Consider the following 15,067-nt stretch of genomic DNA (forward strand, 5'->3'; position numbering starts at 1 on the left):
GCTACTTCTTCCCGAACGGGTCGCAGGCGGCCGTGCCCAGGTAGAGGTCGCCGCTCGCCGGGCCGCCCTGCGGGAACAGCTTGATGTGCACCGCGTGCGTCACCAGGCTGCCGTCCGGCGGCTGGGGCGTCACGGTCTCGTTGAGCACGACCGTCGCCAGCGCGGTGCCGGCGGCGCCGCCGGGGATCACGATCCGGTAGTTCGGCGGGATCTCCGACGGCACGGTGACGCCCTCGACCGCGCCGACCGCCACCTCGCCGGAGCTGCCGATGTCGGTGGTCGCGCACTTCGCCGAGAAGGTGCGGACGCTGAGCTCGGGGCCGCCGTAGCGCTTGAGCACGGTCGCCCGGAAGCGCCGCCCGGCCGCCTGGGCGATCGAGACCGCGCCCGAGCGCCCGCAGCCGGTGTCACCGGCGCCGAACGTCGCGACGTCCCCGGTGGCACCGCCCTGCGTCCAGCCCCGGTAGGGGCCGTCGACGGTGCATTTCGCCAGCTCACCGGTGACGATGTGCTCGTTGTCGATGGTCACGTCCACCGAGCCGGACGACGCCCATCCGGTGGACGTCACCGGGGCCGCCGCGCCGAGGAGCGACCCCGCGAGCGTCGTCACGGCCAGCAACCGACCTGTCCTCTTCCCGGCGTTCCGCATGCTCCGGCCTCCTCGGTCCCGTGACGGATCTCGGGCTCTGCCCTTCGTCATCGGCCGGTCCGGCGCCCGCCCTGATCGGGTCCACCCGGACGAGTGGCCGGTGAGGAAGGCAACTCGGCGGACCCACGGGCCGGTAACGAGCGTTAACCTCGGTCGTCGCCTGTTCACCTCGGGAGGTTTCGTGTCTTCGCTGTCCTTCGCCGGCAAGCGGCCCGTGCTGGCCGATCTCGTGCCCGGCTCGCTCGTGCGGGACATCGCGCTGGTCGCCGGCGGTGCCGTGCTCACCGGCGCCGCCGCGCAGCTGACGATCCCGGTGCCGGGCAGCCCGGTGCCGATGACCGGCCAGACGTTCGCCGCGCTGCTCGTCGGCGCGTCGCTCGGCATGTCGCGCGGTGCCGCCTCGATGCTGGTGTACCTGCTGGTCGGCGCGGTGGGCGTGCCGTGGTTCCAGCACGGCACCGCGGGCCTGTCCGGCGCGAGCGCCGGCTACATCGTCGGGTTCGTGTTCGCCGGTGCCCTGGTCGGCGCGCTGGCCGGCCGCGGCGGCGACCGGACGCCGGTGCGCACCGCGGGCACCATGGTGCTCGGCAACCTGGTCATCTACGCGTTCGGCGTGCCGTGGCTGATGGCCTCGACCGGGTTCGACCTGTCGACGGCGTTCGCCAAGGGCGTCACGCCGTTCCTGGTCGGGGACGCGATCAAGATCGTCGTCGCCGCCGGCCTGCTGCCGCTGACCTGGAAGCTCGTCTCCGGCCGCTCCGAGGACTGACCGCCCGCGGGGGCCTCCGCCACCGGAGGCCCCCGCGACGCGAGTGGCCCGTTCGCGACGGAGCACCGATCTTTGTCGGTGGCGGCGGCTACTGTGTCGCTGTGCCCGCCCGAACCGATTTCCCCGGCGTCCTCGAACTCCTCACCCACGCGGTGGAGTCCGTCGGCGGTGCCGAGCGCCCAGGGCAGGTCCAGATGGCCGACGCCGTCGGCCGCGCCATCCGCACCGGTGAGCACCTGGCCGTGCAGGCCGGCACCGGCACCGGCAAGTCACTGGCCTACCTCGTGCCCGCGATCCGCCACGCCGTCGAGAAAGAAGCCACCGTCGTGGTCTCCACGGCGACGATCGCGCTGCAGCGCCAGCTCGTCGACCGCGACCTCCCGCGCCTGGCGAAGGCGCTGAAGAAGCCGCTCGGCCGCGAACCGACCTTCGCCATCCTCAAGGGGCGGCGCAACTACATGTGCCTGCACCGGCTGGATTCCGGCGCGCCGGACGAGCCGGAGGACGCCCAGCTCTTCGACCCGTTCGCGGTGTCCCGGCTGGGCAAGGAGGTCACGCGGCTGCGGGAGTGGGCCTCGGACACCGAAACCGGCGACCGCGACGAGCTCGTCCCCGGCGTCTCCGACCAGGCGTGGCGCCAGGTTTCGGTGACGGCGAAGGAATGTCTCGGCGCTTCGCGCTGCCCGATCGGCACGGACTGCTTCGCCGAGAAGGCCCGCGCCGAGGCCGGCCGCGCCGACGTCATCGTGACCAACCACGCGCTGCTGGCGATCGACGCGCTGCAGGGCTACCAGGTCCTGCCGGACCACGACGTGGTGATCATCGACGAGGCCCACGACCTGGTCGACCGGGTCACCTCGGTCGCCACCGGCGAGCTGACCAGCGCGATGTGCGCCGCGGCTGCCCGCCGCTGCGGCAAGCTGATCGACGCCGACGTCGCCGACCGCCTGCTGGAGGCGGGTGACGGGCTGGCGCTGATCGTGGACGACCTGCCCGCGGGCCGGATGGACGAGCTGCCGCGGCCGCTGAAGGGCGCCATCCCGGCCGTCCGCGACGCCGCGCACGCGTGCATCACCGCGCTGGGCAACGACCGCAAGGAGGACGTCGAAGGGGCGACGGCGCGCAAGCTGGCGCGGTCGCTGCTCGACGAGGTGCACGACACCGCGGTCCGGCTGCTGGAGGCGTTCGACGAGGACCAGGCGCACCAGCGGGACGTCGTCTGGCTCTCCGGCGACAAGTACTCGTCGAACCCGCGGCCGCCGGCGCTGAAGGTGGCGCCGCTGGGCGTCGCCGGCCTGCTGCGGGAGCGCGTGTTCAACCAGCACACGACGATCCTGACGTCGGCGACGCTGACCTTGGGCGGCACGTTCGACACGATGGCGCGCCAGTGGGGCCTGCCGCCGGGCGCGGCCCGGGTGGAGCAGGCGCCGGGAGCCGCGACGGAGAAGGAAGCACCGTCGGACGACTCGGGCCCGAAGTGGACCGGCCTGGACGTCGGCTCGCCGTTCGACCACCGGCGCAACGGCATCCTGTACCTGGCCAAGCACCTGCCGCCGCCGGGCCGTGACGGCCTAACGCCGTCCACAATGGACGAACTGGCCGAGCTGATCGAGGCCGCGGGCGGGCGCACGCTCGGGCTGTTCTCCTCGATGCGGGCGGCCAAGCAGGCCACCGAGGAGATGCGCGAGCGGCTGGACTTCCCGATCCTGTGCCAGGGCGACGACGCGACGTCGCTGCTGGTCCAGAAGTTCTCCGAGGACGTCCGCACGTGCCTGTTCGGCACGCTGAGCCTGTGGCAGGGCGTGGACGTGCCGGGCCCGTCGCTGCAGCTGGTGGTGGTCGACCGGATCCCGTTCCCGCGCCCGGACGACCCGGTGTCCTCGGCGCGGCAGCGCGCGGTGGAAGCCCGCGGCGGCAACGGGTTCCTCACCGTGGCGGCCACGCACGCGGCTCTGCTGCTGGCGCAGGGCACCGGGCGGCTGCACCGCGCGGTCAGCGACCGCGGGGTGGTGGCGGTGCTGGATTCGCGGCTGGCGAACGCGCGCTACGGCGGCTTCCTGCGTGCGTCCCTGCCGCCGTTCTGGCCCACGATGGACCCGAAGGTGGTCCGGGAGGCGCTGCGCAGGCTGGACGCTGCCGCGCCCGCGTGACGCGGTCCACAGCATCGCCCGGTACGGTGAAGCAACCGAAGCAACAAGGGAGCACCGGTTGACCCAGGATTCGTCCAGCGCCCAGTCCCGGACCGTCAGCGTCGACGACACCGGCGTGCGGCGGCGGCTCGCGGACGGCAGCGAAGAAGCCGTCACGTGGTCCGACCTGTCATCGGTGATGGTGCGGGTCATCCCCGACGGCCCGTGGAACGAAGACGTCTTCTTCATGCTGGTGGGCACCGACGGCAAGGGCACCGCGGTCCCGAGCGGCGACCCGGCGGCGGACGCGCTGATCGAGCGCCTGCAGGCCCTTCCGGGCTTCGACAACGAGAAGTTCATCGAAGCCATGACGACCGACGCCGACCAGGCGTACGTCGTCTGGGAATCCGGTCAGAACTGACGTGCGCTGCCCGGTCTGCGGTTCCGAGAACACCTTGAGCCCGCTCGCCGACTTCGACTCGTCGTCCGGTTCGCTGCGGCTCCTGTTCAAGCGGCCGGGATTCCTCGAGGCCCGGCCGATCTTCCTGGTCGGCCGGGCCCGGGTCTGCCGGTCATGCCTCGCCGTCGTGCCGTTTCTCGACCAGCGCCACCGGCAGGAGCTCGCCGAGAAGTGGGACGAGCTGATCCCCGTCGCGCCGGACCCTACGCCGGAAACTCCTCCGTCACCGGGATCCCCTTCTTGAGCGTCCGGCTCACCGTGCAGAGCCGTTCGATCGCGCGATCCACGGCCCCGGCGAGCGCTTCCCGCTGATCCGCCGCCAATGTCGACACGTCGACATCGAAAGCGACGTGCACGGCGTCCAGCTCCGCAGCACCTTCACGCCGGTCCGCGGTCACGGCCACCCGGAACTTCGCCTCTTCGCCGATCCGCCGGACGATCAACTCCTCCGCCGTCACCGCGCTGCAGCCCGCCGCCGCGATCTGCAGCAGCTCGGCGGGCGAAAACGCCCCTTCGGCGCCCTTGCGGCCCAGCCGGACCTCCGCGCCACGCTCGTTGCGCCCGACGAACGCGTGCTCGCCCGTGCGTTCCACTTCCAGTGTCATGTCCGCTCCAACCCGGTCAGGAAACCGCTTGTTCCGGCGCCCACTGGGCGAGAACCGTGATCGTGCCCGGGTCGACCTCGGTGAACCCGGCGTCCCGCACGGCGACGACGCGGTCGCGCCGCCACGCGCCCTCCGGGTCGTCGCCCGGGTGCAGTTCCTTCCACTGCACCGGGGTCGCCGTGCGCACGGCGACGCGGAAGCCCTGCTCGGCCCAGGCGGCCCGCTCCGCGTCGTCCAGCAGCGCGGCGAGGATCATCGTCGCGTGCCCGACCTGGGCGGCGCCCTTGCCGACGGTCATCGGGACGTGCGGGTTGAGCAGCAGCAGCGGGACGCCGTCCGGGACCGGGCCCGGCTCGTCCGGCGGCAGCTCGCTGCCGGAGATCTGCAGCCGCGCGACCTCCTTGGGCGTTTCGGTGACCAGCCCCGGCACGAGGGCCCGGGCCTCGGCGCCGTCGACCTCGACCGTGATGCCCGGCAGCTCCTGCACGGCCGCCCAGTGCGCGCCCCGCGCCCGCCGCGCGACCTTCCGGATCCGGTTGTCGAGCCAGGCCTGCATCGGCTCGGCCCATTCGCCGCCGGGCTGCGAACGCTCGTCGAGGCACACCGCCAGCGCCGCGGCGGCCGCCGACTCCAGCAGCGGGGTGCGGCCCGGCGGCTCGGCCCGTTCGATGCGGAGGATGACCGGCATGGCCCGGACCTCCTCCGGGAGCTCGTCGGAGGTGTCGGAAGTGTCTTCGGCCGGCAGCCCCAGCCAGAAGGCGTAGCGGGCACCCAGGGGGTCGAGAACGCTGCTCACGGACGCATCAGCTCGAGCCCGTCGGCGGCGTCGGCCGCTTCGACCTCGCCCCGGGTGAGGCCGAGCATGAACAGCACGGCGTCGAGGTACGGGTGCGACAGCGCGGTGTCGGCCACCTCGCGCAGCGCGGGCTTCGCGTTGAACGCGACGCCCATGCCCGCGGCCGAGAGCATGTCGATGTCGTTGGCACCGTCCCCGACGGCGACGCACTGCTCGAGCGGGATGTCGTACTCGGCGGCGAAGCGGCGAAGCACCTTCGCCTTGCCGGCACGGTCGACGACTTCGCCGACGACCTTCCCGGTGAGCTCGCCGTCGGCGATCTCGAGCTCGTTCGCCACGGCGAAGTCGAGCCCCAGCTCTTCGGCCAGACCCGCGATGACCTGCGTGAAGCCGCCCGAGACGACGCCGGTGCGGAAGCCCATCCGCTTGAGGGTGCGGATCGTGGTGCGCGCGCCGGGGGTCAGCTCGAGGGACGCGGCGACCTGCTCGATCGCCGAGGCCGGCAGGCCGGCCAGCAGCGCGACCCGCCGTTCCAGCGACTCGGTGAAGTTCAGTTCACCGCGCATGGCCGCTTCGGTGATCTCGCGGATCTCCGGCTCGACGCCGGCGTGCGCGCCCAGCATCTCGATGACCTCGCCCTGGATGAGGGTCGAGTCCACGTCGAACACGACGAGCCGCTTGGCCCGCCGCATGATGCCCGCCCGCTCCACGGCGATGTCGACGCCCGCCTCGACGGCGGCGTCCGCGAGCTGGGAGCGCAACGCGGCGTCGGCGTCGAGGCTGTCCTCGTGGACCGAGACGTACAGCTCCAGCCCGGTCACCGGGTAGTCGGCGACGCTGCGGATCGAGTCGATGTTGGCGCCCAACGCGGCCAGCCGGCGCGCGACCTCCGAGAACCCGCGCGCGGTGACCGGGCGGCCGAGGATGACCAGCACGTGCGAGGAGTCGCGGCGGCCGAGCGCGAACGGGTCGTCACCGATCGCGCTGCCGATCTTCACGTCGACCTGCATGCCGACGGACGCCATCGCCTGCTCGACCGACTCCTGCAGGCCCTCCGGGTCGCGGTAGACCCCGGCGAGCACCCCGAGCACGAGCTGCCCGCGGATGACCACCTGCTCGACGTCGAGCACGTCGACGTCGTGCCGGGTCAGCACGGCGAACAGCACGGACGAAACACCCGGCTTGTCGGGGCCGGTCGTCGTGATCAGGACGGGGGTCTGGGTCACTGGTCATCCCTCGCTCGGCAACGCTGCACGACCAGTCTGCCGGTCCGGGGTCGAACATAAGTAGAGCGCGTGCCCGGCTTCACATAAGCCGGGCACGCGCTCACTCGATCAGGTTCTACTTGTCGCCTTGCTCGCTCGCGTTGTCCTTGGAGTGGTCTCCCGGGATCACCGCTTCGGTGAGCAGCTGCGACGGCGCCGCGTGGCTGTTGACCTTCTGCTTCCCGAAGAAGCCGATCTCGCCTTCGGAGTGGATGCGCTCGATCATGTGCGGGTAGTGCAGCTCGAACGCGGGCCGCTCGGAGCGGATCCGGGGCAGCTCGGTGAAGTTGTGCCGCGGCGGCGGGCAGGACGTCGCCCACTCGAGCGAGTTGCCGTAGCCCCACGGGTCGTCCACCGTGACGATCTCGCCGTACCGGTAGCTCTTGAAGACGTTCCAGATGAACGGCAGCGTCGAGGCACCGAGGATGTACGCGCCGATCGTCGAGATCGTGTTCAGCGTGGTGAAGCCGTCACTGGTCAGGTAGTCCGCGTACCGCCGCGGCATACCCTCGGCACCCAGCCAGTGCTGGACGAGGAACGTCCCGTGGAAGCCGATGAACGTGGTCCAGAAGTGCCACTTGCCGAGCTTCTCGTCCATCATCCGGCCGGTGATCTTCGGGAACCAGAAGTAGATGCCGGCGAAGGTGGCGAACACGATCGTGCCGTAGAGCACGTAGTGGAAGTGCGCGACCACGAAATAGCTGTCCGACACGTGGAAGTCGATCGCCGGCGCGGCCAGCAGGATGCCGGTAAGGCCGCCGAAGAGGAACGTGACGATGAAGCCCATCGAGAAGATCATCGGCGTCTCGAAGGACAGCTGGCCCTTCCACATCGTGCCGATCCAGTTGAAGAACTTGATGCCGGTCGGGACGGCGATCAGGAACGTCATGAAGGAGAAGAACGGCAGCAGCACGGCGCCGGTGGCGTACATGTGGTGCGCCCACACCGCGACCGACAGGGCCGCGATGGCCAGCGTCGCCCAGACCAGGCTCTTGTAGCCGAACAGCGGCTTGCGGCTGAACACCGGGAAGATCTCCGACACGATGCCGAAGAACGGCAGCGCGACGATGTACACCTCGGGGTGGCCGAAGAACCAGAACAGGTGCTGCCAGAGGATCACGCCGCCGTTTTCGGGGTCGAACACGTGCGCCCCGAGGTGCCGGTCCGCCAGCAGGCCCATCAGGGCCGCGGTCAGGATCGGGAAGGCGAGCAGGACCAGGATGCTGGTGACCAGGATGTTCCAGGTGAAGATCGGCATCCGGTACATCGTCATGCCCGGCGCGCGCAGGCAGACCACGGTGGTGATCATGTTGACCGCGCCGAGGATGGTGCCGAGACCGGAGACCACCAGGCCGGAGATCCACAGGTCCGCGCCGACGCCCGGCGAGTGGATGGCGTCCGACAGCGGGGTGTAGGCGAACCAGCCGAAGTCGGCGGCGCCACCCGGGGTCAGGAAGCCCGAGATCACGATCAGGCCGCCGAAGAGGTACAGCCAGTACGAGAACGCGTTCAGCCGCGGGAAGGCGACGTCCGGCGAGCCGATCTGCAGCGGCAGGACGAAGTTCGCGAAGCCGAAGAGGATCGGGGTCGCGTACAGCAGCAGCATCACGGTGCCGTGCATGGTGAACAGCTGGTTGTACTGCTCCTGGGACAGGAACTGCTGCCCCGGCCGCGCCAGCTCGGTGCGGATCAGCATGGCCATCGCGCCGCCCGCCATGAAGAAGGCGAACGACGTGACCAGGTACATGATCCCGATCTGCTTGTGGTCCGTCGTGCGGAACAACCGCAGCAGGTACGAACCCTTGACCGACTCGCGCGCGGGATACGGGCGCGTCGCGATCGGCTTGGGGGCTACGGCCGTCACTCCTGCCTCCAACACTGAAACCTTGTGGTGGTCATCGTCGCGCCACCGGGGGTCGGGAAGGCCCGATCCGGCGGCTTAGGTGGATCGTAGCCCTCGCTACCGACAGTCGCGCGCACCGGCTGGCAAGATCGGGGCGTGGCCGACGACTACACCCGCGCGGCGGTCCGCGCGGCCCGTGCCGTGACCACCCGGCTGGGGCTGCCCCGCCACGATCCCGAAGTGCTCCACGAGCGGTCGAACGTGCTGGTGAGGCTGGGTCCGCTGGTTGCCAGGGTGCCCGCCACGACCCGCCTGCTGCGCCCGGAGCCGTCGGCCTGGCTGGCCCGGGACGTCGCCGTCTCGAGGTTCCTCACGGATCGTGGTGTGCTCGTCGTCTCACCCACCACCGATCCCCCGGCCGGGCCGCATTTCGCGGACGGGCTGCCGGTCACGCTCTGGCACCACACCCTGCACGATCCGGGTCACCGGTACACCCCTGAAGTCGTCGCGCGCTCCCTCGCCGACCTGCACGCGGCCCTGCTCGAGTACCCCGGCGAGTTGCCCCGCCGCGGCCCGCTGGCCGAGCTCGAAGGACTCCTCGACCGGCTGGACCTCGACCCCCGCCTGCGCGCGGAGGCCGCCCGGCTCGAAGCCGCGCTGCCGGACGCCCCGGTCCGGCCGCTGCACGGCGACGCCCACCCCGGCAACCTGATCGCGACCGCGGCCGGCCCCTGCTGGCTGGACTTCGAGGACACCTGGCTGGGGCCGCTCGCCTGGGACCTCGGCATCCTGGCGCGCCAAGGCGGCCCGGAGTACCTGGCCGCCTACCCCGGCTCGGTGCCCGAAGAAGCCCTTCGCGCGTACACACGGCTGCGAGAACTCTTCGCCGTCGCGTGGCGCTTCGTGATCGCGCAGCGGTTCCCGCACCGGCTCCCCGAGGCCCGCTCCGCGCTCGCCGACTACTTCTCGTGAGTCGCCGGGTACCAGGACAGGATCGCCTCGACCACGCCGGCCGGGTCTTCGAGCGGGGTCAGGTGGCCGGCGCCCGGCAGCACGACGAGCGTCGCGCCGGACATGACCTCGGCGATCTCGCTCGCCGCCGCGACCGGGGTGATCGGGTCCTCTTCGCCGACGATGACCAGCGCGGGGACCTTCGAGTCCCGCAGCAGGTCCAGCGAGTCCGGCCGGGTCCGCAGCGCCAGTGCGGTCCAGGAGATCCCGGCCGGCGGCTGCGACTCGATGATCTCCCGGACCGTTTCGACGAGTTCGGGACGCTGTTCGCGCGCCGACGCGGCCAGCAGGTTCGGCAGATTGGCCTCGGCGAGCCAGGTCCGGATGCCTTCGCGCTCGACGCGGGCCGCGACGTCCAGCCGCGTCTGCGCGGCCTCGGGTGTGTCGGGCGTGGCCTTGGTGTCGATGAGCACGAGCCCGCCGACCCGCTCGGGCGCGAGCCGCAGCACGGCCATGGCGAGGTAGCCGCCCATCGAGCAGCCGCCGAGCACGACGCGGTCGAGCTCCAGCCGGTCGAGCAGCGCGACGACGTCCCGCGCGGCGTCTCCCAGGCTCGGTTCACGGCCGGTTTCGGGCAGCGGCGAGCGGCCGAGCCCGCGCTGGTCGGGGGTGATCACCCGAAGGTGTGAAGCGAGAGGCTCGCGCACCGCGTTCCACATGCGGGAATCCAGTGGGAAGGCGTGGAGCAGGACCAGCGGCAGTTCGGTCATGCGCGTCATTTTGTCGGACCCCCTCGTTAGCGTCGCCGATGTGTTCACCGACATCGAAACCGACCGGCTCCGGCTGCGTCCGCTCCACGAGGCGGACCGGCAGGCGATGGTCGACATCCACACGGACCCGCGCACCAACCGCTTCCACCCGGACCCGCCCGACGTCCCGCGCGCGTCGGCGATGTTCTCGGAGTGGCTGGCGCACTGGGCCGAGCACGGCTTCGGCTACCCGGCGGTCCTCGAGCGCGGCGGAGCGGAGGTGCTCGGCACGTGCGGCGTCCGCTTGCGCGAGTTCCACGGCGAGAAGGTGCTCAACCTCGGCTACCGCTTCCGCCCGTCGGCGTGGGGCAAGGGCTACGCGGTGGAGGCGGGGCTGGCGGTCCTGGAGTGGCGCGCCCGCGAGCTGCCGTCCGTGCCGGTGCTGGCGAGCGTGAGCATCGCGAACAAGCCGTCGCTGCGGGTGGCCGAGCGCCTCGGCTTCACGGAGTACACGGAGGAGATGCACGAGGGCGCGATGTCGAGGCACTACCGGCTCTGACGGACCGGCCGTTGTTTGACAACTCCAGAGCGAACACCTACCGGCAGCCGAGGCCGCAACAGGCAGGTCACCAGCGGCGATGCGGGCGCCGCCGGGCCCTGGCCTCCCAGCAGGCGCGGTGCCAGTGCCGTCGGTCGGCGACCGAGCCGGTCTCGTCGGCGGGCCAGACCACCAGGTGCGGCGTCCCCGGCCGGATCTCGTGGTCGCAGCCGGGGCAGCGGTAGACCTTGGTGGCCTGGCTGCCGGGCACCGTCCGCACGAGCCAGTCTCCGTCCGTCCCGGACTCGGCCCGTGCCCACCCGGTCGCGGCCCCCAGGTCACGCTCGGGCGGCCCGCCCTCCGAACGGCGGCCGGGACGGTTGCGTCGTGGCACGCCCAAACGTTAACCGCCACCCCCGCCAACCGACCGCCCCGGCACGCAAACCGACCCTCCAGGCACGCAAACCGACCGTCCCGGTACGTGAGTCGACCGTCCAAGCACGCGAGTCGACCCGCCAATCACGAGTGATGCCCCTCCAATCACACGTGATGCCTCCCCAGTCACGGGTGATGCCCCTCGAATCACCCGAGACACCGGAGGAAGCTCAAGCCGCCCGGCCCGCCACCCGGCCCCCGGCACCGAGCCGGTCCAGGATCGCCCCGTGCTCAAGGTCGTCCCACCCGAGCCGAGCCAGGGTCCGGCCGGTCCGCCGGAAATCCTCCCCGCCGAGGACGGACATGATCGTGATCGCCGCGTCCACCATCGGCGTCGCGACCCCGGCGCACCGCGCCAGCGCCTGCAGCGGCACCAGCGTCGACCGGATGTCCTCGGTCAGGAACCGGTGGTCGAGGCTGGTCGGCGCGGCGATCGTCCGGTACGGCCGCACCGTCCGCAACGCGTCGAGCAACGTCGTGGCCGGGCAGCCGTAGTACCGGTCGAGCACCTCCGTCATGGGCAGCAGCCGGGCGTCGTACGCGTCCGCCACGGCGGCGAACTCGGCCTCGGTGCGTTCGAGCAGGGCGATCGTCCGCGCCGAAACGCCGTCGACGTAGAAGAGCAGCTCCTCCGCCCGGTCGATGGTGCCGAGGTTGGCCAGCGCGATCGGCACGTGCGCCACCGCGCCGAAGTCGTGCAGGCCGCGCTCCACCGGATTGCGCGCGACCTCCAGCATCGGGAACCACTCGCACAGCAACCCGGCCCGCCGGGCGACGGCGGCCTCGCTGCTCCCGGAGATCAGGTTCCAGCCCTTGACGCCGAGCACGGTGACGCCGTCGGTCCCGGACGGCCGCGCGGCGAACAGCGCATCGGTCTCGACGACGTCGACCTCCGGCGCCCCGGCGGCGGCGAGCGCGCAGGCGAACTCGACGCTCCCGCACAGCTTGCCGGAGAACAGCACCACCACCTGTCCCTGGCGCAGGTGCGGTGCCAGCCGGGCGGCGACCTCCGGGTAGGCCGTGGTCACCGTGGCGACCAGGACCACGGCCCGCGCACCCAGCCCGGCCGGGTCGGCGGTCACGTCCCGGAGCGGGAAGCGCCCGTCGAGCACCCCGCGCGCGACGATCTCCCGGCGGTGCGCGATCTCCCCGACGGCGTCGAGGTCCCGGGTGTACAGGTGCACGGGCAAGTCCCGCGCGGCGAGGTACGCGGCCACGGCCCGCCCCTCGCCGCCCGCCCCGACGACCCCGATCCCGTCCAGCACGCTCATCCCGCCCACTCCCGTCAGTCCGGTACGCAGTGGACAGGTCGGCAGCAGCCGGGCGAAAGTTCCCGGCCTACCCCTGGGCCAGTGCCAGCGGCACGAGCTGCTCCGCGCCGGTGAGCGACCCGTGCTGCCCGACCAGCGAGCTCTCGACGGCCTCGGCGAGCTCCCGCACCATCCCGAACCCGCCACGGGCCGCGGCGACGACGTCGCCGATGCGCGGCAGCACCCGGTCGCTCACCGTGTGCCCGAACCAGCCCTCCGCCACGGCCTCTTCGCGCGAGCGCACCCAGGCCCGCTCGCCCAGCACCTCCCGCCAGGCCGCGAGGACGTCCGCGGCCGCGCCCGGCTCGGTGTAGACGTGCCGGGCCCGGACCTCACCCCCGAACGTCCGGACGCCGGCCAGCAGCTCCGGGGCGTCTTCGAGGTCGAGCTTGTCGTCGACGGTCACCATCCCGTGGTCGGCCACCACCGCGAGCAGCGCGCCGGGCGGCAGACCGTCCACAAGGGACTCGACGAGCCGGTCGATCTGCCGCAGCTGCATGCGCCACGCCGTCGAGCCGGGGCCGTGGATGTGGCCGAGCAGGTCGAGGTCGCTGTGGTAGGCGTAGCAGAACGCGTGCCCCTCCAGCACCGACAACGTCCGCGCGGCGAGGTCGCCCAGCGCGTGGACACCGGCGTACCGCGCGCCGCTCTGGGTGGCCAGGGTCAAGGCGGTGTCGCGGAACTGGGCGGACGACACCACCGCCGCATCGACGCCCGCCGCGGCGGCGCGCTCGAACGTCGTCGGGAGCGGCTGCACCTCGCGGGGCGGGAGCGCGCCGCGCAGGTCGCTGCCGTCTTCGTGGCTGCACCAGCGCAACGCGTTGAGCACGCCGGCGCCGGGCATCTCGAAGGTGTAGCCGACCATCCCGTGCTCGCCCGACGCGAGCCCGGTGCCGATCGCGGCCACCCCGGCGGCGGTCGTCGACGGGAAGCCCACGCGCAGCGGCTCGCGGGCGAGCTCGGTCAGCACCGGGGCGTCCGCCGCGTGCTCGGCGAGCAGCTCCCAGCCGAGCCCGTCGACGAGCAGCACGCAGGCGCTGCGGGCCTCCGGCAGGCTGAGCGTGTTCCCGCAGCCGGGTACGCCGAGCGCGGCGAGCAGGGACGGGACGACCTGGCCGAGGTGGGGCACGTCGGCGAGCGAGGGCGGCTGCACGCGCCCAGCTTCCCATCCCCGGGCGGCTCCGGCGATAATCGCCGCATGCCGACCTACGCCTACCGCTGCCGCGAGTGCACCGAGACGTTCGAGCTCCTGCGCCCGATGAGCGAATCCGGCGCGCCGGCCACCTGCCCCGAGGGCCACGCCGACACCGTCAAGCTGCTCACCACGGTCGCGCTGACCGGGGCCGCGGGCGGTCCCGCGGCCCCGGCAGGCGGTGGCGGTGGCTGCTGTGGTGGCGGCTGCTGCGGCTGACCGGGCTCAGAGCGCCTTCAGCGCCTGCTCCAGGTCGGCCCAGAGGTCCTCGACGTCCTCGAGACCGGCCGACAACCGGATCAGCCGGTCGGACACCCCGGCGTCGTGGCGGTCGCCCTCGGCCACGATCCGGTGGCTGATCGAGCCCGGGTGCTGGATCAGCGTGTCGACGCTGCCCAGGCTGACGGCCGGCGTGATCAGCCGGACGGCCCCGATCAGGGCGTGCGGGTCGCCGTCGACCTCGAACGCCACCAGCGGGCCGCCGATCCGCGGGTGGTGGACGGCGGTCACGGCCGGGTGCTCGCCGAGCCGGGCGGCCAGCGTCGCGGCGGTCGCCGACGCCGCGGTGACGCGCAGCGGCAGCGTGGAAAGCCCGCGCAGCAACAGGTATCCGGCGAGCGGGTGCAGCACGCCGCCGGTGGCGAAGCGGATCTGCCGCAGCCGGGCGGCTTCCGCCGCGTCGCACGCGACGATCCCGCCCATCACGTCGCCGTGGCCGCCGAGGAACTTCGTCGCGCTGTGCAGCACGATCCGGGCGCCGTGGCGGCCGGGGCGCTGGAGCACCGGGGTGGCGAAGGTGTTGTCCACCAGGAGCGGCGCGTCGCCGCAGGCGAGCGCCAGCTCGGCGATGTCGGCCTCGGCCAGCGTCGGGTTCGCCGGGGTCTCGACGAACACCAGTCCGGTGTCCGGCCGCAGCGCGGCGGCGACGGCGTCGGGTGCGGCCCAGGTGACCTCGGTGCCGAGCAGCCCGGACTCCAGCAGGTGGTCGCTGCAGCCGTACAGCGGGCGCACCGCGACGACGTGCCGCTTCCCCTGCGCCACCGCGGAAAGCAGGCAGGCCGAGACGGCGGCCATGCCACTGGCGAACGCGACGCCGTGCTCGAAGCCTTCGAGCTCGGCAAGCGCCCGCTCGAACCGTTCGACGGTCGGGTTGCCCACCCGGCCGTAGATCGGCGGGCCGTCGAGCTCGGCGCCGGCGGCGAAGGCGTCGATCCGGGCGGCTTCGGCGGCACTGTCGCGGGACGGATAGGTCGTGGACAGGTCGAGCGGAGCGGCGTGCACGCCGAGGTCCGTGAGATCGTCACGGCCGGCGTGGACGGCTCGCGTGCGCAGCGAGGAGGTCATGCCAGCATGGTCGAGCTTTCCCCGGATCGGGA

16 protein-coding genes are annotated in these 15,067 nt (G+C 72.4%); 6 read left to right on the plus strand and 10 right to left on the minus strand.

From position 1 onward, the window contains the following. Position 1: 1 nt before the first annotated feature. Entirely contained in the window at positions 2–619 is a 618-nt protein-coding gene (locus tag ABZX11_RS21470; protein ID WP_354915800.1) for a choice-of-anchor P family protein, read from the minus strand. Between the two features lie 211 nt (positions 620–830). Between ABZX11_RS21470 and ABZX11_RS21475 the strand changes: the two genes are divergently transcribed. The 3 genes from ABZX11_RS21475 (at position 831) to ABZX11_RS21485 (ending at position 3,968) form a co-directional block, all read left to right on the plus strand. Next, the gene (locus ABZX11_RS21475; protein ID WP_176175252.1) at positions 831–1,418 is read left to right on the plus strand and encodes a biotin transporter BioY; all 588 of its coding nucleotides are present in this window, start codon (positions 831–833) and stop codon (positions 1,416–1,418) included. A gap of 101 nt (positions 1,419–1,519) precedes the next feature. Further along, complete coding sequence (locus ABZX11_RS21480; RefSeq protein ID WP_176175251.1) at positions 1,520–3,568, plus strand: ATP-dependent DNA helicase; 2,049 nt, start codon at positions 1,520–1,522, stop codon at positions 3,566–3,568. Positions 3,569–3,626: 58 nt separating this feature from the next. Further along, positions 3,627–3,968 carry a hypothetical protein gene (locus ABZX11_RS21485; protein ID WP_176175250.1) on the plus strand — a complete coding sequence of 114 codons (342 nt, stop codon included), beginning with the start codon at positions 3,627–3,629 and terminating at the stop codon, positions 3,966–3,968. 242 nt (positions 3,969–4,210) lie between these two features. Here the strand turns inward: ABZX11_RS21485 and ABZX11_RS21490 are convergent, their stop codons facing one another. From ABZX11_RS21490 to ctaD, 4 genes are all read right to left on the minus strand, one after another. Then, complete coding sequence (locus ABZX11_RS21490) at positions 4,211–4,612, minus strand: OsmC family protein (protein ID WP_176175248.1); 402 nt, start codon at positions 4,610–4,612, stop codon at positions 4,211–4,213. Between the two features lie 16 nt (positions 4,613–4,628). Continuing rightward, entirely contained in the window at positions 4,629–5,408 is a 780-nt protein-coding gene (locus ABZX11_RS21495) for a peptidyl-tRNA hydrolase (RefSeq protein WP_354915434.1), read from the minus strand. Further along, entirely contained in the window at positions 5,405–6,634 is a 1,230-nt protein-coding gene (gene serB, locus ABZX11_RS21500; protein ID WP_354915437.1) for a phosphoserine phosphatase SerB, read from the minus strand. Before serB ends, ABZX11_RS21495 begins: the two co-directional genes overlap by 4 nt. Positions 6,635–6,749: 115 nt before the next feature. Next, positions 6,750–8,537, minus strand: a complete 1,788-nt coding sequence (gene ctaD, locus ABZX11_RS21505) for a cytochrome c oxidase subunit I (protein WP_354915440.1) — start codon at positions 8,535–8,537, stop codon at positions 6,750–6,752. Between the two features lie 135 nt (positions 8,538–8,672). Here ctaD and ABZX11_RS21510 point away from each other — a divergent pair, with 135 nt between their 5' ends. Then, on the plus strand, positions 8,673–9,488 hold the full coding sequence (locus tag ABZX11_RS21510; RefSeq protein ID WP_354915443.1) for a phosphotransferase: 816 nt from the start codon (positions 8,673–8,675) through the stop codon (positions 9,486–9,488). Here the strand turns inward: ABZX11_RS21510 and ABZX11_RS21515 are convergent. After that, a complete protein-coding gene (locus ABZX11_RS21515; protein WP_354915446.1) occupies positions 9,476–10,237 on the minus strand; it encodes an alpha/beta hydrolase in 762 nt (253 codons plus the stop codon). The two genes, ABZX11_RS21510 and ABZX11_RS21515, sit on opposite strands and share 13 nt — an antisense overlap. On the opposite strand from ABZX11_RS21515, the gene ABZX11_RS21520 reads away from it, so the two are divergent. Continuing rightward, positions 10,236–10,775 (plus strand): GNAT family N-acetyltransferase, encoded by a 540-nt coding sequence (locus ABZX11_RS21520; protein WP_176175242.1) that lies wholly within the window; start codon positions 10,236–10,238, stop codon positions 10,773–10,775. The two genes, ABZX11_RS21515 and ABZX11_RS21520, sit on opposite strands and share 2 nt — an antisense overlap. 67 nt (positions 10,776–10,842) lie before the next feature. Here the strand turns inward: ABZX11_RS21520 and ABZX11_RS21525 are convergent, their stop codons facing one another. The 3 genes from ABZX11_RS21525 to ABZX11_RS21535 form a co-directional block, all read right to left on the minus strand. Next, positions 10,843–11,148: a hypothetical protein gene (locus tag ABZX11_RS21525; RefSeq protein ID WP_176175241.1), complete on the minus strand. Its 306-nt coding sequence runs from the start codon at positions 11,146–11,148 to the stop codon at positions 10,843–10,845. Positions 11,149–11,359: 211 nt separating this feature from the next. Then, complete coding sequence (locus ABZX11_RS21530; RefSeq protein ID WP_354915450.1) at positions 11,360–12,460, minus strand: NAD/NADP octopine/nopaline dehydrogenase family protein; 1,101 nt, start codon at positions 12,458–12,460, stop codon at positions 11,360–11,362. Positions 12,461–12,527: 67 nt separating this feature from the next. Beyond that, positions 12,528–13,652 carry a nucleotide pyrophosphatase/phosphodiesterase family protein gene (locus ABZX11_RS21535; protein WP_354915453.1) on the minus strand — a complete coding sequence of 375 codons (1,125 nt, stop codon included), beginning with the start codon at positions 13,650–13,652 and terminating at the stop codon, positions 12,528–12,530. 45 nt (positions 13,653–13,697) lie between these two features. Between ABZX11_RS21535 and ABZX11_RS21540 the strand changes: the two genes are divergently transcribed. After that, a complete protein-coding gene (locus tag ABZX11_RS21540; RefSeq protein WP_176175238.1) occupies positions 13,698–13,910 on the plus strand; it encodes a zinc ribbon domain-containing protein in 213 nt (70 codons plus the stop codon). A 6-nt stretch (positions 13,911–13,916) separates the two neighbouring features. Here ABZX11_RS21540 and ABZX11_RS21545 read toward each other — a convergent pair whose 3' ends face one another. Further along, positions 13,917–15,035, minus strand: a complete 1,119-nt coding sequence (locus tag ABZX11_RS21545; protein WP_354915456.1) for a PLP-dependent transferase — start codon at positions 15,033–15,035, stop codon at positions 13,917–13,919. Between the last annotated feature and the right edge of the window lie 32 nt (positions 15,036–15,067).

The sequence above is a fragment of the Amycolatopsis sp. NPDC004169 genome (assembly GCF_040610315.1).
Lineage (GTDB): Bacteria > Actinomycetota > Actinomycetes > Mycobacteriales > Pseudonocardiaceae > Amycolatopsis.

Coding starts and splice junctions, on each gene's coding strand:
- ABZX11_RS21490 (WP_176175248.1), bottom strand. CDS start 4,612: ATGACACTGGAAGTGGAACGCACGGGCGAGCACGCGTTCGTCGGGCGC.
- ABZX11_RS21520 (WP_176175242.1), top strand. CDS start 10,236: ATGCGCGTCATTTTGTCGGACCCCCTCGTTAGCGTCGCCGATGTGTTC.
- ABZX11_RS21515 (WP_354915446.1), bottom strand. CDS start 10,237: ATGACCGAACTGCCGCTGGTCCTGCTCCACGCCTTCCCACTGGATTCC.
- ABZX11_RS21530 (WP_354915450.1), bottom strand. CDS start 12,460: ATGAGCGTGCTGGACGGGATCGGGGTCGTCGGGGCGGGCGGCGAGGGG.
- ABZX11_RS21540 (WP_176175238.1), top strand. CDS start 13,698: ATGCCGACCTACGCCTACCGCTGCCGCGAGTGCACCGAGACGTTCGAG.
- ABZX11_RS21545 (WP_354915456.1), bottom strand. CDS start 15,035: ATGACCTCCTCGCTGCGCACGCGAGCCGTCCACGCCGGCCGTGACGAT.